Origin of the sequence: Protaetiibacter intestinalis (assembly GCF_003627075.1) — a bacterium.
Classification (GTDB): domain Bacteria; phylum Actinomycetota; class Actinomycetes; order Actinomycetales; family Microbacteriaceae; genus Homoserinibacter; species Homoserinibacter intestinalis.
Map to the genome: position 1 here is coordinate 2,312,338 of NZ_CP032630.1, position 20,578 is coordinate 2,332,915.

Below are 20,578 nucleotides of genomic sequence, written 5' to 3' on the forward strand. Positions count from 1 at the left end.
GAAGGAGGTGCGCCATGCCCCGTGAGAAGGGTGAGAAGGTCGTCGCGACCAACCGCAAGGCGCGCCACGACTACACGATCGAGGACACCTATGAGGCCGGGATCGTGCTCTCGGGCACCGAGGTGAAGTCGCTGCGCGAGGGCAAGGCGTCGCTCGTCGACGGCTACGCCTTCATCGACGGCGGCGAGCTGTGGCTGGATGCCGTGCACATCCCCGAGTGGGGCTCCGGCTCGTGGACGAACCACGCCACGCGTCGCAAGCGCAAGCTCCTGCTGCACAAGGAGCAGATCGTCAAGATCAGCCACCGCACGAAGGAGGGCGGCTACACGCTCGTGCCGCTCTCGATCTACTTCAAGGACGGCCGCGCGAAGGTCGAGCTGGCGATCGCGAAGGGCAAGCGCGAGTACGACAAGCGCCAGGCCCTGCGCGAGCGGCAGGACAAGCGCGAGGCCGACCGCGCGATGGCGAGCCGCCGCCACCTGGGGGAGTAGACGCTCAGTCTGCCTCGAAGCGCGCGTCGACGGATGCCGACACCTCGATGTCCTCGGGGGTGAAGTCGAGGGATGCGCCTCCCGGCGGGGGAGCGGCGAACGCGGCCGCCCGCATCATCGTCGGGGCGGGGGCGCCCGGGTCGCCCGTCACCCCCAGCATCCCGGGGTCGGCGATCGCGGTCGCCGTCACCTGGGCGAGCCCGATCGCCTGCGCGAAGACGCGCGCCTTGTCGGCGGCGTCCGTGACGGCGCGCGAGCGCACCTCGGTCGTCACGGAGGTGCGCTTGGCCTCCGTGAGCCCCCACTCGATGCCGCTCACCTGCACACCGGGCACCGTGGCGGCCTCGGTGAGCCAGTCGGCGAGGGCGTCGAAGTCCTTGAACTTCACGGTGATCGAGATCGCCGCGTGGTGCACGGGCGCCAGCTGCTTGCCCTCGTTGTTCCAGGGACGCTGCGCCCACACCCGGATGCGGTCGCTCGCCCACCAGGTGACGGGTCCGGCATCCGGATCGTGCAGACGCTTGACGGAGTCGGTGACGGTCTGCACCGCGGCGGTCGCCGAGGCGAGCACGCCCTCGCGCTTCGCACCGTCGAAGGCGACGGCGAGACGGACGGTGGCGCGCTCGGCGGGATACCAGGCGGTGAAGTGGCCCTGAACGGTGATGACGGTGCCCATCGCCTCATCCTGCCAGGCGGCGCCCTCCTCGGCTATGATGAAGGGCTGCGCCGGAGACGGCGCGGATTCACAACTCCACAGCGCGTGATGACGGCCCACCTCGAACGGGAGAGATCCCGAGGTGACCATGGGGATGATCGGTTTCGACATCGCCTGCGAAACTGCGAGAAGCGGGCCGAGGATGCGGGGTTATCTCGTTAACGCCCTCCGCAATCCATAGGTGCCAACGTTAAGCGCACCGACCTCGCTCTCGCTGCCTAAGCGGAGTAGATAGGTCCGTCAGACCGGACTCGCCCTCGATCCGGACCCTGGCGTCATCTAGAGGGCTTGCTGTGCGGCTGAGTTCCAGGGTCGCGCGGGACTTTCACTGGGGCTGGGCTCGTCGACCTAGGTGTTCGTGACGAAGGTCGGAGCCGAGTAGAACGTTTTCACGGACTGCGCCCGGAGAAGGCGCAGGCTCACAGCGATGGACGGGGGTTCAATTCCCCCCATCTCCACCATCGGTCGTCATCACGCGCTGCGGGGATCTCGTGAGCCACTACTCCACGAGCTTGCCCGCGGCCGAGACCTCGTGCATCCGTTCGGCGATCTCGGCGGGGATGGCGGCGATCGGCTCGCGCTCGACCGTGCCGTCGGCCGACCACACGAGGTTCACCTGCAGTGCCGGGTCGAGCTCGGGGAAGTCGGAGCGGTTGTGGCAGCCGCGGGTCTCGCGCCGCTCGAGCGCGGACTGCAGGGTGGCGCGGGCGGCGAGGGCGGAGGCCTTGAGGTCGAAGGCGTGGGCGAGGTCCTGGAAGCCGGCGATGTCGGGGTGCACGCCGACGTCGCGCATCCGCTCCTCGATCGCGTCGAGCTCGGCGAGGCCCGCGGTGAGTCCCGCCTCGTCGCGCACGACGCCGGCGTGCTCGGTCATGGTGTTGCGGACGCCGCGCTGCAGCGCCCGCACGTTCTCCGGCCCGTCGGCGGCGAGCAGGCCGTCGACCTCGGCGCGGGCGAAGGCCTCGGCGTCCGCCGAGCGGCGCTGGGCGTCGAGGCCGGATGCGTACGCTGCGGCGGCCTGCGCCGTGATGCGCCCGTAGACGAGCAGCTCGATGAGCGAGTTGCCGCCCAGTCGGTTGGCGCCGTGCAGCCCGGATGCCGCCTCGCCGATCGCGTAGAGGCCCTCGACATCCGTCGAGTGGTCTTCGGGCCGCACCCATACGCCGCCCATCGAGTAGTGCGCGGTCGGCGCGATCTCGATCGGGTCGGTCGTGATGTCGAGCATCTGCAGTTCGAGCATCGTCTGGTAGACGCGGGGGAGCTTCCGCATGATGGTCTCGCGCGGCAGGTGCGAGACGTCGAGCCACACCCCGCCCTTCGCGGTACCGCGGCCCTCCTTGATCTCGGTGTAGGCGGCGAGCGCCACGCGGTCGCGCGTGGAGAGCTCCATGCGCTCGGCGTCGTAGCGGCCCATGAACCGCTCGCCGAGCGCGTTCCGCAGGATCCCGCCCTCGCCGCGCGCGGCCTCGGAGATGAGGGTTCCCGCGGCGTTCTCGGGCTCGAGGATCCCGGAGGGATGGAACTGCACGAGCTCGGCGTCGCGGAGGCGCCCACCCGCCTCCACGGCGAGCCGGAAGGAGTCGCCCGTGTTCTCGTCGCGGCGCGAGGAGGTGCGGCGCCAGATGCGGTTGTGGCCGCCCGCGGCCAGGATCACGGCATCCGCGTGCACGAGGAAGCGCGTGCCGTCGCCCACGTCGAAGCCGTAGGCGCCGAACACCGCCCCGTCGCGTGTCAGGAGGCGCGTGATGTAGACGGAGTCGAGCACGGGGATGTGCAACTGCGCCGCCCGGTTCACGAGCGTGCGCTGGATCTCCAGCCCCGTGTAGTCGCCCGCGAACGCGGTGCGGCGGAAGGTGTGCGCGCCGAAGAAGCGCTGCGAGATGCGACCGTCCTCCTCGCGGGCGAACGGCATCCCGTAGCGCTCGAGGTCCTCGATGCCGCGGGCCGCCTCGCGCGTGACGATCTCGACGGTGCGCGGGTCGGCGAGCAGGTAGCTCTCGGTGAGGGTGTCGGCCGCGTGCTGCTGCCACGAGTCGTCGGGGTCCATGGTGCCGAGCGCCGCGTTGATGCCGCCGGCGGCGAGCGAGGTGTGGGCGTCGGCCTGGGGGCGCTTGCCGACGACGAGCACGTCGACGCCCGCCTCGGCGAGTTCGATGGCGGCGCGGAGGCCCGAGCCCCCGGTGCCGATCACGAGCACGGTGGCGGACAGGCGGCGTTCGGTGGGGGACACGGGGTTCCTTTGCGGTCTCAGTAGTGCGGGTGGTGCAGGTGGGCGTCGCCGAGGCGGTCGGCGAGGCGGCGGTAGAGCTCGCTCACGGGGGCGCTCGTCGAGCAGCCGATCCACATGATGTAGGGATGCGGGCGCGTGTCGGAGTCCTCCGGCATCCATTCGGAGACCCAGGCGGCGGCGGCCCGCGCGGCGAGTTCGCCGCGCGGTGCGATGGCGCCGCTCGCGGAGGCCTGACGGTCGCGGCACAGCCAGGTCACCGAGACGCGGTCGGGGGCGGGCAGGCGACGCATCTGGATGGCGGACGCCACCTCGAGGTACACCTGGCCGAAGGAGCCGACCGGGAGACGGGTGAGCATCCCACTGATGGCGGGGATGTCCCTGCTGTCGCCGACGAGGAGGAAGTGGGGCTCGTCGATCACATAGGTAAGGCTAACCTAAGCAGCGCGACGCGTCGAGCCTCACCCGTAGTCGGGCGCCGCCCCCAAGCCGAAGTAGTCCTCGAGGGTCGTGATGCCGCGCTCGTGCATGTCGGCGGCCACCGTCTCGCCGACGTACCGGTAGTGCCAGGGCTCGAAGCGGTAGCCGACGGTCGGCTGCCAGCCGTCGCCGTAGCGCAGGATGAAGCCGTACTTCCACGCGTTCTCGGCGAGCCAGCGCCCGCCCGCGGTGTCACGGAAGCACACGTTGAGGTTGCAGCCGGCGCCGTCGTCGAAGTCGGCCGCGAGACCGGTCTGGTGCTCGGAGAACCCGGGACGCGCCGAGTGCTCGTCCGCTCCGGCCACGCCCTCGCGGGCGACGAAGCCGTTGTAGATGGTCTGCTGGCGGCTGTAGCTGCGGTAGCCGCTCGACATGCGCAGCTGGATGCCGACCGCGGCCATGTCGGCCGCCATCCGCTCGGCGGCGCTCGCCGCGACCGCGCGGAGGGGCAGGGCGTTGCCGACCCCCGCGGGTCGGCGCAGGTCGTTCGGGGCGTAGTTCGCGGGCAGGGCGCGCCGCTTGTTGACGACCACGGTGAGCGAGGTGGGGTCGTCGACGCCCGTGCCGATGTGCCCGCTCGCAGGGGTGCGGGCCGCGTCGGACGAGGTCACGACCGCATCCACCGCCGCGCGGTAGGCGGCGAGCGCCGCCGCGAGGGCGTCGGGTGCGGATGCCGTGAGCGCGTCGCCCGCGGCCTCGAGCGCCGCCTTCGCGTCGTCGGCCGCATCCGCGCGTTCGCCGAGCAGGGCGTCGCCCTCCTCGACGGTCGCCTCGGCGAACACGGTGAACGCCGCGGTGAGCGTGTCGGCGTCCGCGGTCGCCTGCGTGGCGGCGGAGCGCTCGGCCTCGGCGCGTCCGTCGAGGCGGTCGGCGTAGTCGTGTTGCGCCGTCGCATAGGCCCGCAGCTGCGCGGTGTCGGCCTCGTCGAGGGGGAGGGAGCCGGCCGGCTCGACCGGCGAGGCATCCACCTCGGGCACCGCGATCGCCGCGCGCGCGGCGGCGAGCTGCTCGGTCGCGGCGGGGTCGATGCCCGTCCCGGTGATCGCGGTGACCGCATCCGCGTGGCCGAGCAGCGCCTCGAGCTTCTCGACGGCGTCGATGCGCTGCTGCTGGGCGAGGTTCAGCCCGGCCGAGGCGGCTCTCGCGTCGGCGCGGGCGGTGGCGAGCTCCGCGAGGGCGTCCTGCCGGGCGAGGTGGGCGCTCACGAGCAGCGCCGCCACGATCCCGGCCGCCACGAGCACCGCGGCGACACCCGCGACGAGCAGCACGGTACGGCGGCGGGGGCGCCGTGCGCGTGCGCGCCGAGGGCGCGACGCGGGCGCGTCGACGGCCGCGTCGGGCGTCGGCTCGGGTGCCAGGGGGCGGATGTCGGGTGCGGTCATGGCCGCATCGAGGCTACCGCTTGCGGAACAGTCCGTTGATCACGTCGCGTGCGATGCGCAGGCCGCCCGAGACGACCTCCTTCTGGATGCGGTCGGCCTGCTTCTTGCGCTCGCGCGCCTCGCGGGCCGCCTCCTGCTCGAGGCGCTTCTTCTCGCGCGCGGCCTCCTGCTCGGCCTTCTTCTGCGCGCGGGCGATCTCGGCGGCCGTCGCCCCGGATGCCGCGCCGGCGGCCGCATCCGTCGCGCCGGCCGCCTGGCCGGCCGCGGCGGCCCGCTCGGCGAGCACGGCGGCCGCGCCCTTCGTCTCGGCCCCCGCGTACTTCGCCGACAGCGGCGACGCGGCGACCGCGGCCTGCAGCGTCGCATCCGGGGTCGGATCCATCGACCCCTCGGGTGCGCGCAGCCGCGTCCAGGCGACGGGCGTCGGCGCCCCCTTCTCGTTCATGACGGTCACGATCGCCTCGCCGATCGCGAGGGTCGTGAGCACCTCGCCGAGCTCGTAGGCCGAGTTCGGGTAGGTCGACACGGTCGACTTGAGGGCCTTCGCGTCGTCGGGCGTGTGGGCGCGCAGCTGGTGCTGCACGCGGCTGCCGAGCTGGGCGAGCACGTCGCCCGGCACGTCCTTCGGGGTCTGGGTCACGAAGAAGATGCCGACCCCGCGCGAGCGGATGAGGCGCACGGTCTGGGTGACGATGCTCAGGAAGTCGTCGCTCGCATCCGCGAACAGCAGGTGCGCCTCGTCGAAGAAGAACACGAGCTTGGGCTTGTCGACGTCGCCCACCTCGGGCAGCGACGCGTACAGCTGCGTGAGCAGCCACATGAGGAACGTCGAGAACAGCTCGGGGCGACCGAGCTGGCTGCGCACCTCGAGCAGGCTGACGACGCCGCGCGTGACGCCGTCCGGCCCGAGCTCCGTGCGGAAGAAGTCGGCCGTGTCGATCTGCGGCAGGCCGAAGAACACATCCGCGCCCTGCTCGGCGAAGGCGACGAGCTCGCGCAGGATGACGCCCGCGGTCGCCTTCGAGAGCCCGCCGAGGTTCTCGAGCTCGGCCTTGCCCTCGGGGCTCGTGAGGTACTGCAGCACCGCGCGCAGGTCGTCGAGCGTCACGAGGGGCAGCTGCTGCTCCTTCGCGTAGTGGAACACGAGGCCGAGGCTCGACTCCTGGGTCTCGTTGAGGCCGAGCACCTTGCTGAGCATGACCGAGCCGAAGCCCTCGACGCTCGCGCGGATCGGCACGCCGATGCCGTCGCCGCCGAGCGCGTAGAGCGCGGTCGGCGAGGGGTGGGCGGTCCACTGCTGGCCGAGGCCGGCGGTGCGGGCGAGCAGCTTCTCGCTCGGCGTGCCGGGGGAGGCGATGCCCGAGAGGTCGCCCTTGATGTCGGCCGCGAACACGGGCACGCCCGCCGAGCTCAGCTGCTCGGCGAGCACCTGCAGGGTCTTCGTCTTGCCGGTTCCGGTGGCGCCCGCGACGAGCCCGTGGCGGTTGACCATCGACAGCGGGATGCGGATGGGCACGTCGGCGCGCGCGTCGCCGTTGACGAGCGCCCCCATCTCGAGCGCGGGTGCATCGAAGGCGTAGCCCGCCCGGATCGCGTCGACGGCCGCCGCGTCGAGCGGCCCGCCCGGTGCGGATGCCGCGGGTGCCGGTTCCGCCGCGGGTGCCGGCGCGGCCTCGGCCGCCTTCGCCGCGGCCTCCGCCTGCGCGAGCGCGGCCTGCGCGTCTTCGAGAGCCTTCCGCGCGGCTGCGACCGCGTCGTCACCATCCGTCATGCGCATGAGCCTAGAACCCTCGCGCCTCCACGAGAACCTGGCGTGGCGGGAGCGGCGACCTCACGGCGAAGCTCAGGAGGAGGGCGCGTCGAAGAGGGAGGCGAAGCGCTGGTCGGGGTCGAGGGCGCGGTCGATCGTTCCGGCGATGTCGGTGAGCTGGGCGAGCTGCTCGCGGCTGAGGGAGTCGATGACGACGCGGCGCACGAGGTCGATGTGGCCGGAGGTCGCCCGCACGAGGGCACGGCGGCCCTCGTCGGTGAGGCCGACGTTGGTCGCGCGGCGGTCCTCGGCGCACGGGGTGCGCTCGACGAGGCCGCGGCGCTCGAGGCGCGTCACCACGTGCGAGAGGCGGGGGAGGGTCGCGTAGGTGCCGGCCGCGAGCTCGCTCATCCGGATGGGTCCGTCCTTCGAGAAGCGCAGCACCGAGAGCACGGCGAACTCGAAGTGGGTGAGGTCGGAGTCGCGCTGCAGCTGGGAGTCGAGTGCGCTCGGCAGCAGCTCGAGGAGCGCGACGAGCGAGATCCACGCCGCGGACTCCTCGGCGTCGAGGCGGGGCACGAGTCGGGTCATGACGACATCCTACGGGAATGGTTGCAGAGACAACCATGTTGGGCATATCGTTGACGCAACAACCAATCGGAAGGAAGGTCGGGACATGACCTCGATCAGCATCATCGGCACCGGCAACATGGGCGGCGCCATCGCCGGCATCGCGGCGAAGGGCGGCGCGGAGGTGCAGCTCGTCGGACGCGGCTCCGACCAGGCGCTCACGGGCGACATCGTCGTGCTGGCGCTGCCGTACCCGGCCGTCGACGAGGTGATCGCGCAGTACGGCGCGCAGCTCGCGGGCAAGACCGTGGTCGACATCACCAACCCGCTCGACTTCTCGACCTTCGACGACCTCGTCGTTCCCGCCGACTCCTCGGCCGCCGCCGTCATCGCCGCGAAGCTCCCGGCCTCGCACGTCGTGAAGGCCTTCAACACGAACTTCGCCGCGACCCTCGCCTCGGGCGCCGTCGGCGACCAGCCGACGACGGTGCTCGTCGCGGGCGACGACCAGGCCTCGAAGGACGCCCTGCTCGCCGTGGTGCGCGCGGCCGGACTCCGCGGCGAGGATGCCGGATCGCTCAAGCGCGCCCGCGAGCTCGAGGCGCTCGGCTTCCTGCAGCTCACGCTCGCCGTGGCCGAGAAGACCGCCTGGACCGCCGGTTTCGCCCTCGTCAAGTAACCCCTCACCTCCAGAAATGCAGGAGGCTCCCCGGCGGTGACCCGGATCCACGGGTATGCGGCCCGTCGCCGCGGCGGATCTCCTGCATTTCTCCGGTGGGGAGACGGACACACAGAAGGCCCCGCTTGTATACAAGCGGGGCCTTCTGGGGCTATTCCGTAGCGTAACCGGGGTTCAATGTATACATTGAACCTGTGAGCATGCCCAGCGGACGCGCGAGCGACCGTGCCTACGAGGTGCTGCGGGAGGAGATCCTGCAGTGGCGCCTCGCGCCCGGAACCGTGCTCGGCGAGGTCGAGCAGGCCGCCCGGCTCGGCGTCTCGCGCACCCCCCTGCGCGAGGCGCTGTCGCGGCTGTCGGCCGAGGGGCTCGTCGAGGCGCAGTCGGGCCGCGGCCTCGTGGTGTCCTCCGCCGACGTCTCGGATGTGCGGGGCCTGTTCGAACTGCGCGTCGCGCTCGAGACCGCCGCCGCGGCGCTCGCCGCCGAACGCCGCGACCCCGAGGTCTTCGCCGCGCTCGCGCGCGAGTTCGCGGATGCCGCCGAGCTCGCACGACGCCGTGAGCTCGAGGCCTACTACGGCCTCGTCGGCCGCTTCGACGCCGCGATCGACGCGAGCATCGCCAACCCCGCGCTCGTAGGCGCGCTGCGCGGCGTGCGCACCCACCTCACGCGCATCCGCCGCCTCGCGCAGGACGACCCCGCGCGGCTCGAGAGCGCCGCGGCCGAGCACCGCCTCATCGCCGAGGCGATCCGCGACGGCGCCCCCGACCTCGCCCGCCATGCGACCGCCGTGCACCTGCACGCGAGCCTGAACCACATCCTCGAGGCCACCGCCTCGCACACGAAGGAGAGCCGATGAAGCTCCACACCGTCCGCACCCACCGCAGCGACGAGCACCTCCCGCGCGAGGAGGAGCTCGCCTGGAAGGTCGCCCAGGTCGCCGCCGACCCCGTCGCGGTCGAGTCCGAGGTGGCCGAGATGATCGTCAACCGCGTCATCGACAACGCCTCCGTCGCGGTCGCCTCGCTCTCCCGCGGCCCCGTCGTCGCGGCCCGCGGGCAGGCGCAGTCGCGTCCGCAGGCGGATGCGCGCCCGGGCCGCGCGGGATCCGCCGTCTTCGGCGTCGAGGGCGTCCACGACCCCGAGTGGGCCGCCTGGGCGAACGGGGTCGCCGTGCGCGAGCTCGACTACCACGACACCTTCCTCGCCGCCGAGTACTCCCACCCGGGCGACAACATCCCGCCGATCCTCGCGGTCGCCCAGCACACCGGTGCCGACGGGGCGGCCCTCGTGCGCGGCATCGCGACCGGCTACGAGATCCAGATGGACCTCGTGCGCGCCATCAGCCTGCACAAGCACAAGATCGACCACGTCGCCCACCTCGGCCCCTCGGCCGCCGCCGGCATCGGCACCCTCCTCGGCCTCGCCCCGGAGACCATCTACCAGGCGATCGGCCAGGCGCTCCACACGACCACGGCGACCCGCCAGTCGCGCAAGGGCCAGATCTCCACCTGGAAGGCGCACGCCCCCGCCTTCGCCGGCAAGATGGCCGTCGAGGCGATCGACCGCGCGATGCGCGGGCAGACCTCGCCCGCTCCCATCTGGGAGGGCGAGGACGGCGTCATCGCCTGGCTGCTCGACGGCCCGGACGGTCGCTACGAGGTGCCGCTGCCCGAGTGGGGCGAGCCGAAGCGCGCCATCCTCGACAGCTACACGAAGGAGCACTCGGCCGAGTACCAGGCGCAGGCCTGGATCGACCTCGCCCGGCGCCTCGGCCTCGAGCACCCGGAACTGCGCAACCCGGATGCCGTGCGCCAGGTCGTGCTGCACACGAGCCACCACACGCACTACGTGATCGGCTCGGGCTCGGGTGACCCGCAGAAGTACGACCCCACGGCGAGCCGCGAGACCCTCGACCACTCGATCCCGTACATCTTCACCGTCGCCCTGCAGGACGGCGCCTGGGATCACGTGGGCTCCTACGCCCCCGAGCGCGCCGGCCGCCCCGACACCGTCGCGCTCTGGCACAAGGTCACGACCGCCGAGGACGCCGAGTGGACGCGCCGCTACCACTCGGAGGATCCGGCCGAGAAGGCCTTCGGCGGCCGCGTCGAGATCGAGCTCGCCGACGGCTCCCGCATCGTCGAGGAGATCGCCGTCGCCGACGCGCACCCGCTGGGCGCCCGCCCCTTCGCCCGCGCCGACTACGTGAAGAAGTTCCGCACCCTCGCCACGGGTGTGCTCGCGGACGCCGAGATCGAGCGCTTCCTCGGCCTCGCCGAGCGCCTGCCCGAGCTCACCGCGGCCGAGGTCGCCCGGCTCAACGTCGTGGCGAGCGGCCTGCCGACCCCTCCGGAAGGACTGTTCTGATGCTGCACGCGAAGCTCACCGCATCCGCCAAGCGCCAGGGGCTCCGCGCGCGACTCGCCTCGGGCGAGCTCGTGCGGATGCCGGGCGCGTTCAACCCGCTCTCGGCGAAGCTCATCGAGGACAAGGGCTTCGAGGGCGTCTACATCTCGGGCGCCGTGCTCTCGGCCGACCTCGGGCTGCCGGACATCGGCCTGACGACGCTCACCGAGGTCGCCGGGCGTGGCGGCCAGATCGCGCGCGTGACCGAGCTGCCGACCCTCATCGACGCCGACACCGGCTTCGGCGAGCCGATGAACGTCGCCCGCACGGTGCAGATCCTCGAGGACGCCGGGATCTCCGGCATGCACCTCGAGGACCAGGTCAACCCCAAGCGCTGCGGCCACCTCGACGGCAAGGCGGTCGTCGACGAGGCGACCGCGCTCAAGCGCATCCGGGCCGCCGTCGAGGCGCGTCGCGACCCCGACTTCCTCGTCATGGCGCGCACCGACATCCGCGGCATCGAGGGGCTCGAGGCGGCGAAGGACCGCGCGAAGAAGCTCGTGGATGCGGGCGCCGACGCGATCTTCCCGGAGGCGATGGCCGACCTCGCCGAGTTCGCCGCCATCCGCGAGGCGGTCGACGTGCCGATCCTCGCCAACATGACTGAGTTCGGCAAGTCCGACCTCTACACGACGCAGCAGCTCGCCGACGTGGGCGTGAACATCGTCATCTTCCCGGTGAGCCTGCTGCGGCTCGCCATGGGCGCCGCCGAGCGCGGACTCGACACGATCCTCGCCGAGGGCAGCCTCACGAGCCGGGTGCCCGAGATGCAGACCCGTGCGAGGCTGTACGAGCTGGTCGACTACGCCGGGTACTCGGAGTTCGACGCGGGCGTCTACACCTTCGATCTGACCAACAACAGGAGCTGACATGGCAGAGGCCGACATCAAGAAGGGGCTCGCGGGCGTCGTCGTCGACGTGACCGCGATCTCGAAGGTCAACCCCGAGACGAACTCGCTGCTCTACCGCGGCTACCCCGTCCAGGAGCTCGCCGCGAACTGCACCTTCGAGGAGGTGGCCTACCTGCTGTGGCACGGGGAGCTGCCGACGCCGGTGCAGCTCGAGGAGCTGCAGACCTTCGAGCGCGCGCACCGCGAGCTGAGCCACGTCGCGAAGCACGCGATCGACCTGCTGCCGCTGGACGCGCATCCGATGGATGTCGTGCGCACCGCCGTCTCGGCGTACGGTGCGGCCGACCCGAGCGTCGCCGACCCGAGCCCCGAGGCCCAGCTCGACCAGGCGAAGCGGCTGTGGGCCCAGCTGCCCGCGATCGTGGCCTACACGCAGCGGCGCCTGCGCGACGAGGAGCTCGTCGAGCCGCGTGACGACCTCGGCTACTCGGCGAACTTCCTGCACATGACCTTCGGCGAGGTGCCGGATCTGGTGGTCGTCACCGCCTTCGACGTCTCGATGATCCTGTACGCCGAGCACTCCTTCAACGCCTCGACCTTCACGGCGCGCGTCGTGACCTCGACCCTCGCCGACCTGTACTCGGCCGTCACCGCGGCGATCGGCGCCCTCAAGGGGCCGCTGCACGGCGGGGCGAACGAGGCCGTCATGCACATGTTCGACGAGATCGTCTTCGCCGACCGGGCCGAGGGCTGGCTGGATGCGGCCCTCGCCGAGAAGCGCAAGATCATGGGCTTCGGACACCGCGTCTACAAGAACGGCGACTCGCGCGTGCCGACCATGAAGGCGTCGCTCGACACCCTTCTCGTCGAGTACGACCGCGCCGACCTCGGCGAGCTCTACACGGCGCTCGAGCAGGCGATGGACGCGCGCAAGGGCATCAAGCCGAACCTCGACTACCCCTCGGGGCCCGCGTACCACCTGATCGGCTTCGACACGGAGCTCTTCACCCCGCTGTTCGTGGCGAGCCGCGTCACCGGGTGGACCGCGCACATCCGCGAGCAGGCGGCGGCCAACGCCCTCATCCGACCGCTCTCGGAGTACGTCGGCCCCGAGGAGCGCCACCTCTGAGCCCCGGTTGGTCAAACGCTGCAGCGCTTGCCCGCGCGCGCCCGGTATTGCCGGCGCGGCGGGGCAAGCGCTGCAGCGTTTGACCCGAGAACGGATGCGTCAGGTGCGCATGAGCGAGCCGCCCGCCCGCACCCGGGAGACCGCGTCGACGGTCGCCGCGAGCACGAGCACGCTGCCGGTCACGATGTAGTTGACGCCCGCGGGCAGGTTCAGCAGGCCGAGCCCGTTCGCGATGACGGCGATCACGAGCGCGCCGATCGCGGCGTGGATGAGACGCCCGCGTCCGCCGAAGAGGCTCACGCCGCCGACGACGGCCGCCGCGACGCCGCTCAGCACCGTGTCGGTGCCGAATCCGGCGTTGACCGAGCCGACCTTGCTCGCGCTGAACACGCCCGCGACGACCGCGAGCAGCGAACACACGACGAAGGCGAGCCAGCGGATCGTGATGACCTTGATGCCGGAGCGCCGCGCCGCCTCGGCGTTGCCGCCGATCGCGTAGATGTAGCGGCCGAACTTGGTGCGGTCGAGCACGAAGGTGCCGATCCAGAGGATCGCGAGCACGATCGGCACGACGATCGGCACGCCCTCGATGACCTTGATGCTCGAGGAGCGGTTGTCGCTCAGCACCGCGATCACGAAGCCGCCGATCACCGCGATGACGGCGAGCTTGGCGATCACGAGCGCGAAGGTGCGGTTGGGCACCCCGGCGCGGTTGCGCAGGTACCGGTCCCACATCGAGGTCGCGAAGGAGATCAGCAGGATGACCGCGAGCATCGTCCAGCCCGCCCAGATCGGCAGGTTGGCGTTCTGGATCGCGAGGAACTCGGGGATCTGGATGCGGAAGACGCCGCCCGCGCCGAGCAGGATGAGGGTCACGCCCTGCAGGCCGATGAACAGACCCAGCGTCACGACGAACGAGGGGATACCCACCCGCGCCACGAAGAAGCCGATGAAGGCACCGATCACGAGACCCACGGCGAGCGCGATGACGAGCGCCAGGATCCAGTTCATGTTGATGCCGTCGGGCTTGGTCAGCACGACGAAGGCCGAGAGCGCGACGCCCGAGGTGACACCGGCCGAGAGGTCGATCTCGCCGAGGAGGATCACGAACACGAGCGCCATCGCGAGCATCACGAGCGACGCGGCCTGGGTGAGCAGGTTCGCGAAGTTGCGCTCGGTGAGGAAGTACTGCTGGCCGAGCATCGCCTCGCTGAGGATCGTGAACAGGATCACGAGCACGAACAGTCCGCCGATGGCGGGCAGGGCGCCCATGTCGCCGTGGCGCACGCGCTGGATGTACGCGCGCACCTGGTCGAGGATCCCGCCCTCCTGGCCGCTGCCGATGAAGCCGCCCTCGGCGGGGAGGCTTGTCGTGTCGGTGGGGGAGGGATGCGGGGTGCCGGGGGTGGTGGTCATGCGTTGACTCCGTCGTAGGTCTTGCTGCCGGTGATGTAGCCCACGACGTCGTCGCTCGTGGTCTCGCTCGTCGGGATGGCGGCGACCATCGTGCCGAGGTAGAGCACGTTGATGAAGTCGGCGACCTTGAATACGTCCTGCAGGTTGTGGCTGATGATGATGACGGCGACGCCCTGGTCGGCGAGTCGCCGCACCAGGTTGAGCACCTGCTCGGTCTGGGCGACGCCGAGGGCGGCGGTCGGTTCGTCGAGGATGACGAGCTTGGCCTTCTTGAGCACGGATCGCGCGATGGCGACGGTCTGGCGCTGGCCGCCCGAGAGGGAGGAGACCTTCTGGCGCACCGACTTGACGGTGCGCACCGAGAGGGAGCGCAGCGTCTCGCTCGCCTCGCGCTCCATCTGCCCCTCGTCGAAGGTGAGACCGGCGGTCTCCTCGCGGCCGAGGAACATGTTCTGCACGATGTCGAGGTTGTCGCAGAGCGCGAGGTCCTGGTACACGACCTCGATGCCGAGGTGGGAGGCGTCACGCGGCGTGTGCAGGTGCACGACCTCGCCCTCGAAGCGCACCTCACCGCCGTCGTAGGGCTGCACGCCCGCGAGGCCCTTGATGAGGGTCGACTTGCCGGCGCCGTTGTCGCCCACGAGGGCGGTGACCTTGCCGGCGTAGGCCTTGAGGTTCACACCCTTGAGCACGCTCACCGGGCCGAAGCTCTTGACGATGTCAGAGAGTTCGATGAGGGGCGCATCCACGGGGCCCCCTCCTTTCTGGGACGTCCTCGTCCCGTGATGTCATGTTCCCACTCGAGGTGGGTTCCGTCGTGGGAAGGGCCCCGCGCCGTGGAATCTCTCCCGACGCGAGGCCCCTCCTCGCGGGTGTTACTTGACGCCGTACTCGTCGCACTTGGCGGCGACGTCGCCGGTGCAGAGCTCCGACGCCTTCGCGTTGCCGTCGTCGATCACCGACTGCACGTCACTCGGTCCGACGAGGACCGGGGTGACCGCGATGTACGGGGTGCCGTCGTCGAGCTTCTTGTCGGCCGTCGGGGTCTCGCCGTTGAGCAGCGCGATCGCGAGGTCGGAAGCAGCCTTGGCCTCGAGCTGGAACGGCTTGTAGACCGTGGCGGTCTGCTTGCCGAGGAGCACGTTCTGCAGACCCGCGACCGAGGCGTCCTGACCCGAGACGGGAACGGTGAGGCCGTTCTTGTCGAGGATCGAGATCACGCCGGCGGCGTTGGCGTCGTTCGCGGACCAGACCGCGTCGACCTTGCCGCCGAGCGAGGTGAGCGCCTGCTCGAAGTTGTCAGCCGACTTCTCGGTGTCCCAGACGCCGGTGGGCTCGGCGGCCGGCTTGATGCCCGCGGCCTCCATGACCTTCACGGCGCCGTCGTGGAACATGGCCGCGTTGCCGTCGGACGGGTCGCCGCCCATGTAGACGACGATCGCGGTGGCCGGGTCCTTGCCGGCGGCCTCGAGGCCGTCGACGACCGACTGGCCCTCGAGCTCGCCGACCTTCTCGTTGTCGAACGAGACGTAGTAGTCGGCACCCGAGATCGGGCGGTCGTAGGCGATGACCGGGATGCCCTCGGCCTTGGCCTTCTCGGTGACGGCGACGCCGGCACCCTGGTAGTCGACGACGAGCATCACGCCGCAGCCCTTGGAGAGCTGCTGGTCGGCGATGGTCGCCATCTTGTCGGTCGAGCCCTGGGCGTTCTGGATGTCGGCCTCGAAGCCGGCGTCGGTGAACGCCTTCTCGAGCGCGGGACGGTCACCGTTCTCCCAGCGGTCCGACGACTCGGTGTCGGGGAGGATGACGCAGGCGCGCGTGGAGGCGGTGCCTCCCTCGTTGCCTCCGTCGCCCGACGGGGTGGAACATCCGGCCAGAACCAGTGCGGATGCACCGGCGAGTGCTGCGAGCGAAATCATCGATGACTTCTTCACGTCACTCCCTTTCTCATTGGTGTGAGGGGGAACTTCCTCGAGTGCCGCTCTCGGCATTGAACAGCGGCAGTGTGATTGTGCACTGACTTCAAGACTTGAAGATACCTGGCGCGGCTGAAATTCGGTAACTATTCGGTAACAGCGCAGCTTTTCGGCGGAAGTGGACGGCCTAACGCGCCGAGCCGACGTGTTGAGTTCAGTTCACGATGTGAAGGATTAGCCCCGGAGGCGCGTCAGTACCGCGTCGTGAAGCACGCCGTTGCTCGCGATCACGCTCAGCTCCGACAACGAGGAGCTGCCGCTCGCGCTCGTCACGCGACCGCCCGCCTCCGTTACGACCGGCACGAGGGCCGCGATGTCCCACGGCTTCACGTCGAACTCGCCCGCGACGTCGATCGCGCCCTCCGCGAGCAGCATGTACGACCACAGGTCGCCGAAGGCGCGCGTGCGGCCCACCGATCTCGAGAGGGCGACGAGGTGGTCGAGGTGACCGTACTGGTCCCACGTCTGCAGGTTGTTGTAGCTCAGGGTCGCGTCCTCGAGGGCGTCGACCGCGCTCACCCGGATGCGCCGCGGCTCGCCGCCGTGCTCCTGCACCCAGGCGCCGTGCCCGGTCGCGCCCCACCAGCGGCGCCCGAGAGCGGGGGCGCTCACGACGCCCACGACGGGCACCTCGTCCACGACGAGCGCGATGAGCGCCCCCCAGATCGGCACACCGCGCGCGAAGTTGCTCGTGCCGTCGATGGGGTCGACGATCCAGCGGCGGTGGGAGGAGCCCGCATCGCCGAACTCCTCGCCGAGCACCGCGTCGTGCGGGCGCGCCTCGGCGAGGTGGTCGCGGATCATCCGCTCGACGCGCGTGTCGGCGTCGGTGACGATCGACTTGTCGGCCTTGAGCTGGATGCCGAGATCCTGCGAGCGATAGCGGTCCATCGCGATGAGGTCGGCCTCGGCGGCGAGGGTCAGCGCGACCGCGAGGTCGTCGGCGACGGTGTAGTCGGGGGAGTCGCTCACGCTCCGAGCCTAGCGAAGCGCCTCGGGGCCGATGCTCGCGAGCAGGCGGCGCAGCGAGTCGACGCGGGCCGGGTCGACTCGCCCGTCGGCGACGGCCTCGTCGAGCGCGCAGTCGGGCGCGTCGGCGAGGTGGGTGCAGCCGCGGGGGCAGTCCTCGGCGACGGCGTCGAGGTCGGGGAAGCCGCGCAGGATGTTGGCCGGGTCGACGTGCCCGAGCCCGAAGGAGCGCACGCCGGGGGTGTCGATGATCCAGCCGCCCGTCGGCACCCGCAGCGACACGGTCGACGAGGAGGTGTGGCGGCCGCGGCCGGTGACCGCGTTGACGACGCCGGTGGCACGGTCGGTGCCCGGCACGAGCGCGTTGACGAGCGTCGACTTGCCCACCCCGGAGTGGCCGACCGCGACGGTCGTGTGCCCCGCGAGCAGCGGGGCGAGCTCGGCGACCGGCCAGGCGTCGCGGGCGCTGCGCACCACGGGGATGTCGAGCCCCGCGAAGTTGGCGAGGAACGGCTCCGGATCGGCCAGGTCGGTCTTCGTGATCACCATGAGCGGGTGGATGCCGGCGTCGTACGCAGCGACGAGGTAGCGGTCGACGAGCCGCGGGCGCGGCTCGGGGTTCGCAGCCGCCACCACGATGAGCAGCTGGTCGGCGTTCGCGACGATGACCCGCTCCACGGCATCCGTGTCGTCGGCGCTGCGGCGCAGCAGCGTCGTGCGCGGCTGCACCCGCACGATGCGGGCGAGGGTGCCCGCCTCGCCCGTGGCGTCGCCCACGAGGTCGACCCGGTCGCCCGTCACGATCGCCACGTCGCGCAGCTCGCGGGCGCGTGTCGCGGTCGCGGTGCGCTCGTCGGCCGCATCCTCGTCGACGAGCACCGTGTAGCGGCCGCGGTCGACCGAGAGCACGCGCCCGTCGACGGCGTCGTCGTGACTCGGGCGGATCTTGGTGCGGGGCCGGTTGCCCTTCGGGTTCGGACGGATGCGCACATCCGTCTCGTCCCACGCGTCGAAGCCCTCCGGCTCCTCGTCGTCGTCGCTCAGCCAGCTCACCGGGACGGCCCCACCGTCTGCCTCACAGGGGCAGCGACTCCCAGTGCGTGCCCTGCGCCGAGCGCCCCAGCATCCGCCCCCAGAGCTCCGGGAACTCGGGCAGCGTCTTCGCCGTGGTGCCGATGTCGTCGACCGTGACGCCCGGCACGACGAGGCCCGCGAGCGCACCGGAGGTGGCCATCCGGTGGTCGGCGTAGGCCTCCCAGGCGCCGCCGTGCAGCGGGCGCGGGTGGATCTCGAGCCCCTCGTCGAGCTCGACGACCTCGCCGCCGAGTCGTCCGAGCTCGGCCGCGAGCGCCGCGAGGCGGTCGGTCTCGTGACCGCGCAGGTGGCCGATGCCGGTCACCGTGCTCGGACCGTCGGCGAAGGCGAGCAGCGTCGCCACGGTGGGGGCGAGCTCGCCCCCGATCGCGAGGTCGATGTCGGTCGCGGTGACCGTGCCGCCCGCGCGGACCCCCGCGCCGCCGTCGACCGTCACCGCATCCCCGTCGACCGTGACGGTCGCGCCGAGCCGCGGCAGGATGCGCAGGAACTCGTCGCCCACCTGCGTGGTCTCCGCCGGCCAACCGCCGATCGTCACCGTGCCGCCCGCGAGCAGGGCCGCGGCGAGGAAGGGGCCCGCGTTCGAGAGGTCGGGCTCGATCGTCACGTCGACCGCGCGGATCGGCTGCGGTGCCACGACCCAGACGCCGGGCTCCGGCTCCTCGACGGTGACCCCACGCGCGGCGAGGCACGCGATCGTCATGCGGATGTGGGGGAGGCTCGGCAGCCGCTCGCCCGTGTGGCGCAACGTCAGCCCCTCCGCGAAGCGCGGCGCCGCGAGCAGCAGACCGGAGACGAACTGGCTCGAGGCGGAGGCGTCGATCGCGAGCTCACCGCCGCGCACGGCGCCCGTGCCGTGCACCGTGAACGGCATCGTGCCGCGGCCGTCGTCGCTCACCTCGACGCCGAGGCCGCGCAGCGCCTCGATCGTGACGTTCATGGGGCGCTTGCGCGCGTACGGGTCGCCGTCGACGCTCGTCGGGCCGAGGGCGAGCGCCGCGACGATCGGCAGGAAGCGCATGACCGTGCCGGCGAGGCCGCCGTCGATGCTCGAACCGAGCAGCTCGCCCGGGGTGATCCGCAGGTCCGGCCCGAACTCGCCGTCGCCCGGGACCTCGACGATGCCCACGCCCAGATTCCGCAGGCCCTCGATCATGAGCGCGGTGTCGCGCGAGTGCAGGGGCCGCCGGATCGTGGACGGACCGTCGGCGAGCGCCGCGAGCACGAGCTCGCGGTTGGTGAGGCTCTTGGAGCCCGGGAGGGTCAGGTGCGCGGCGAGCGGGCCGTCGGCGAGCGGCGCGACCCACGGGCCATCCGCGATCGCGGGAGCGAGCGCGTCGCCCGGCAGCACGAAGGGATCCTCCGCACGGCCCGGAAGCTCGGGGATCAGCTCGTCGCGACCGGAATACCTGAGAACGCCCATCGGTTGTCAAGGGTAGTGCCCGTGAGGGCGGGAAGGAGTCGAGGTGCTGGTGCTGGACGTGCCGACGACGGCCGAGCTCACGGCGATGCTCGGCATAGACTCGACCGCGATGGCTGACAGCGCACGCACCGAGCCCACCCCCGACGAGCTGCGGGGGCTGTTCGCCGAGCAGGCGATCCCGTTCATGGACCAGCTCTACGCGGCCGCCATGCGCATGACGCGCAACCCGGCGGATGCGGGAGACCTCGTGCAGGAGACCTACGCGAAGGCGTTCGCGGCGTTCCGCGGATTCGAGCAGGGCACAAACCTCAAGGCGTGGCTCTACCGCATCCTCACCAACACCTACATCAACAGCTACCGCAAGAACCAGCGCACGCCGTACCAGGGCGCGATCGACGAGCTCGAGGACTGGCAGCTGGGCTCCGCGGAGTCCCTCACCCAGGGGCGCACCACCCGCTCGGCCGAGGCCGAGGCGATCGACCACCTCCCCGACAGCGACGTCAAGGAGGCGCTGCAGTCGATCCCCGAGGACTTCCGCCTCGCCGTCTACCTGGCCGACGTCGAGGGCTTCTCCTACCAGGAGATCGCCGACATCATGAAGACCCCCGTCGGCACCGTCATGAGCCGACTCCACCGCGGACGCCGCCTGCTGCGCGAGCGCCTCGCCGACTACGCCCGCGAGCGTGGGTACACCGCCGCGGACACACCCTCCGGGAGCACGAGATGACCGACTGCGGCTGCGAGAAGGCGAAGGCCGAGCTCGAGGAGTTCCTGCACCGGGAGCTCTCCGAGCAGGACCTCGTCGACATCCAGGAGCACCTCGACGGCTGCGAGGACTGCTCCGGCGAGCACCTCGTGGGGCTGACGCTCACCCAGAAGGTGCAGCGCGCCTGCCAGGAGAAGGCCCCCGAGGAGCTGCGGGCCTCGATCCTCGCCTCCCTCGACAGCTAGCCTCACCCCGCTCCGCGGGGGAGCGGATCCGCACCCCCGCTACGCTCGCCGGCCCGCTGGT

At 71.4% G+C, this 20,578-nt stretch carries 20 protein-coding genes and 1 other RNA gene; 9 read left to right on the forward strand and 12 right to left on the reverse strand.

Annotated elements, in window-relative coordinates:
- The first annotated feature begins 14 nt into the window (after positions 1-14).
- Positions 15-491: an SsrA-binding protein SmpB gene (gene smpB / locus D7I47_RS10940; RefSeq protein ID WP_120763079.1), complete on the forward strand. Its 477-nt coding sequence runs from the start codon at positions 15-17 to the stop codon at positions 489-491.
- A 4-nt stretch (positions 492-495) separates the two neighbouring features.
- Here smpB and D7I47_RS10945 read toward each other — a convergent pair whose 3' ends face one another.
- Complete coding sequence (locus D7I47_RS10945; RefSeq protein ID WP_157981710.1) at positions 496-1,167, reverse strand: SIMPL domain-containing protein; 672 nt, start codon at positions 1,165-1,167, stop codon at positions 496-498.
- Between the two features lie 129 nt (positions 1,168-1,296).
- Between D7I47_RS10945 and ssrA the strand changes: the two genes are divergently transcribed.
- Positions 1,297-1,667: a transfer-messenger RNA gene (ssrA, locus tag D7I47_RS10950) on the forward strand.
- A 38-nt stretch (positions 1,668-1,705) separates the two neighbouring features.
- Here the strand turns inward: ssrA and D7I47_RS10955 are convergent.
- The 5 genes from D7I47_RS10955 to D7I47_RS10975 form a co-directional block, all read right to left on the reverse strand.
- Positions 1,706-3,436, reverse strand: a complete 1,731-nt coding sequence (locus D7I47_RS10955; protein ID WP_120763083.1) for an L-aspartate oxidase — start codon at positions 3,434-3,436, stop codon at positions 1,706-1,708.
- A 17-nt stretch (positions 3,437-3,453) separates the two neighbouring features.
- A complete protein-coding gene (locus D7I47_RS10960) occupies positions 3,454-3,855 on the reverse strand; it encodes an SIP domain-containing protein (RefSeq protein ID WP_120763085.1) in 402 nt (133 codons plus the stop codon).
- 39 nt (positions 3,856-3,894) lie between these two features.
- Positions 3,895-5,295, reverse strand: a complete 1,401-nt coding sequence (locus D7I47_RS10965; protein WP_120763087.1) for a M15 family metallopeptidase — start codon at positions 5,293-5,295, stop codon at positions 3,895-3,897.
- Positions 5,296-5,308: 13 nt separating this feature from the next.
- The gene (locus D7I47_RS10970; protein WP_120763088.1) at positions 5,309-7,066 is read right to left on the reverse strand and encodes a helicase HerA-like domain-containing protein; all 1,758 of its coding nucleotides are present in this window, start codon (positions 7,064-7,066) and stop codon (positions 5,309-5,311) included.
- 72 nt (positions 7,067-7,138) lie between these two features.
- Complete coding sequence (locus D7I47_RS10975; RefSeq protein ID WP_120763089.1) at positions 7,139-7,636, reverse strand: MarR family winged helix-turn-helix transcriptional regulator; 498 nt, start codon at positions 7,634-7,636, stop codon at positions 7,139-7,141.
- Positions 7,637-7,721: 85 nt separating this feature from the next.
- Here D7I47_RS10975 and D7I47_RS10980 point away from each other — a divergent pair, with 85 nt between their 5' ends.
- From D7I47_RS10980 to D7I47_RS11000, 5 genes are all read left to right on the forward strand, one after another.
- The gene (locus D7I47_RS10980) at positions 7,722-8,294 is read left to right on the forward strand and encodes an NADPH-dependent F420 reductase (protein WP_120763090.1); all 573 of its coding nucleotides are present in this window, start codon (positions 7,722-7,724) and stop codon (positions 8,292-8,294) included.
- A 200-nt stretch (positions 8,295-8,494) separates the two neighbouring features.
- Entirely contained in the window at positions 8,495-9,154 is a 660-nt protein-coding gene (locus D7I47_RS10985) for a GntR family transcriptional regulator (RefSeq protein ID WP_120763939.1), read from the forward strand.
- Positions 9,151-10,665 (forward strand): MmgE/PrpD family protein, encoded by a 1,515-nt coding sequence (locus D7I47_RS10990; RefSeq protein ID WP_120763091.1) that lies wholly within the window; start codon positions 9,151-9,153, stop codon positions 10,663-10,665. Before D7I47_RS10985 ends, D7I47_RS10990 begins: the two co-directional genes overlap by 4 nt.
- On the forward strand, positions 10,665-11,573 hold the full coding sequence (gene prpB / locus D7I47_RS10995; protein WP_120763092.1) for a methylisocitrate lyase: 909 nt from the start codon (positions 10,665-10,667) through the stop codon (positions 11,571-11,573). Before D7I47_RS10990 ends, prpB begins: the two co-directional genes overlap by 1 nt.
- 1 nt (position 11,574) lies before the next feature.
- Positions 11,575-12,684: a bifunctional 2-methylcitrate synthase/citrate synthase gene (locus D7I47_RS11000; RefSeq protein ID WP_120763093.1), complete on the forward strand. Its 1,110-nt coding sequence runs from the start codon at positions 11,575-11,577 to the stop codon at positions 12,682-12,684.
- Positions 12,685-12,783: 99 nt separating this feature from the next.
- Here D7I47_RS11000 and D7I47_RS11005 read toward each other — a convergent pair whose 3' ends face one another.
- The 6 genes from D7I47_RS11005 to aroA all read right to left on the reverse strand — a co-directional run bounded on the left by D7I47_RS11005 (position 12,784) and on the right by aroA (position 19,566).
- Positions 12,784-14,100, reverse strand: a complete 1,317-nt coding sequence (locus tag D7I47_RS11005) for a sugar ABC transporter permease (RefSeq protein ID WP_120763094.1) — start codon at positions 14,098-14,100, stop codon at positions 12,784-12,786.
- On the reverse strand, positions 14,097-14,849 hold the full coding sequence (locus tag D7I47_RS11010) for an ATP-binding cassette domain-containing protein (RefSeq protein WP_120763095.1): 753 nt from the start codon (positions 14,847-14,849) through the stop codon (positions 14,097-14,099). Before D7I47_RS11010 ends, D7I47_RS11005 begins: the two co-directional genes overlap by 4 nt.
- A 126-nt stretch (positions 14,850-14,975) precedes the next feature.
- Positions 14,976-16,022 (reverse strand): sugar ABC transporter substrate-binding protein, encoded by a 1,047-nt coding sequence (locus D7I47_RS11015; protein WP_227000637.1) that lies wholly within the window; start codon positions 16,020-16,022, stop codon positions 14,976-14,978.
- Between the two features lie 231 nt (positions 16,023-16,253).
- On the reverse strand, positions 16,254-17,051 hold the full coding sequence (locus tag D7I47_RS11020) for an inositol monophosphatase family protein (protein WP_120763097.1): 798 nt from the start codon (positions 17,049-17,051) through the stop codon (positions 16,254-16,256).
- A 9-nt stretch (positions 17,052-17,060) separates the two neighbouring features.
- Positions 17,061-18,101 (reverse strand): ribosome small subunit-dependent GTPase A, encoded by a 1,041-nt coding sequence (gene rsgA, locus D7I47_RS11025; RefSeq protein WP_120763098.1) that lies wholly within the window; start codon positions 18,099-18,101, stop codon positions 17,061-17,063.
- A gap of 22 nt (positions 18,102-18,123) precedes the next feature.
- On the reverse strand, positions 18,124-19,566 hold the full coding sequence (gene aroA, locus D7I47_RS11030; protein ID WP_120763099.1) for a 3-phosphoshikimate 1-carboxyvinyltransferase: 1,443 nt from the start codon (positions 19,564-19,566) through the stop codon (positions 18,124-18,126).
- 109 nt (positions 19,567-19,675) lie between these two features.
- Here aroA and D7I47_RS11035 point away from each other — a divergent pair, with 109 nt between their 5' ends.
- A complete protein-coding gene (locus tag D7I47_RS11035) occupies positions 19,676-20,293 on the forward strand; it encodes a sigma-70 family RNA polymerase sigma factor (RefSeq protein ID WP_227000981.1) in 618 nt (205 codons plus the stop codon).
- Entirely contained in the window at positions 20,290-20,517 is a 228-nt protein-coding gene (locus D7I47_RS11040; RefSeq protein ID WP_120763100.1) for a zf-HC2 domain-containing protein, read from the forward strand. Before D7I47_RS11035 ends, D7I47_RS11040 begins: the two co-directional genes overlap by 4 nt.
- Positions 20,518-20,578 lie beyond the last annotated feature (61 nt).

Bases quoted from the DNA above. Each gene is read 5' to 3' on its own strand.
- D7I47_RS11000 (WP_120763093.1), top strand. From the start codon at position 11,575: ATGGCAGAGGCCGACATCAAGAAGGGGCTCGCGGGCGTCGTCGTCGAC.
- D7I47_RS10975 (WP_120763089.1), bottom strand. From the start codon at position 7,636: ATGACCCGACTCGTGCCCCGCCTCGACGCCGAGGAGTCCGCGGCGTGG.
- smpB (WP_120763079.1), top strand. From the start codon at position 15: ATGCCCCGTGAGAAGGGTGAGAAGGTCGTCGCGACCAACCGCAAGGCG.
- D7I47_RS11015 (WP_227000637.1), bottom strand. From the start codon at position 16,022: ATGATTTCGCTCGCAGCACTCGCCGGTGCATCCGCACTGGTTCTGGCC.
- D7I47_RS10980 (WP_120763090.1), top strand. From the start codon at position 7,722: ATGACCTCGATCAGCATCATCGGCACCGGCAACATGGGCGGCGCCATC.
- D7I47_RS10945 (WP_157981710.1), bottom strand. From the start codon at position 1,167: ATGGGCACCGTCATCACCGTTCAGGGCCACTTCACCGCCTGGTATCCC.
- D7I47_RS10970 (WP_120763088.1), bottom strand. From the start codon at position 7,066: ATGACGGATGGTGACGACGCGGTCGCAGCCGCGCGGAAGGCTCTCGAA.
- D7I47_RS11005 (WP_120763094.1), bottom strand. From the start codon at position 14,100: ATGACCACCACCCCCGGCACCCCGCATCCCTCCCCCACCGACACGACA.
- D7I47_RS10965 (WP_120763087.1), bottom strand. From the start codon at position 5,295: ATGACCGCACCCGACATCCGCCCCCTGGCACCCGAGCCGACGCCCGAC.
- prpB (WP_120763092.1), top strand. From the start codon at position 10,665: ATGCTGCACGCGAAGCTCACCGCATCCGCCAAGCGCCAGGGGCTCCGC.
- D7I47_RS10990 (WP_120763091.1), top strand. From the start codon at position 9,151: ATGAAGCTCCACACCGTCCGCACCCACCGCAGCGACGAGCACCTCCCG.
- D7I47_RS10985 (WP_120763939.1), top strand. From the start codon at position 8,495: ATGCCCAGCGGACGCGCGAGCGACCGTGCCTACGAGGTGCTGCGGGAG.
- D7I47_RS11035 (WP_227000981.1), top strand. From the start codon at position 19,676: ATGGCTGACAGCGCACGCACCGAGCCCACCCCCGACGAGCTGCGGGGG.
- aroA (WP_120763099.1), bottom strand. From the start codon at position 19,566: ATGGGCGTTCTCAGGTATTCCGGTCGCGACGAGCTGATCCCCGAGCTT.
- D7I47_RS11040 (WP_120763100.1), top strand. From the start codon at position 20,290: ATGACCGACTGCGGCTGCGAGAAGGCGAAGGCCGAGCTCGAGGAGTTC.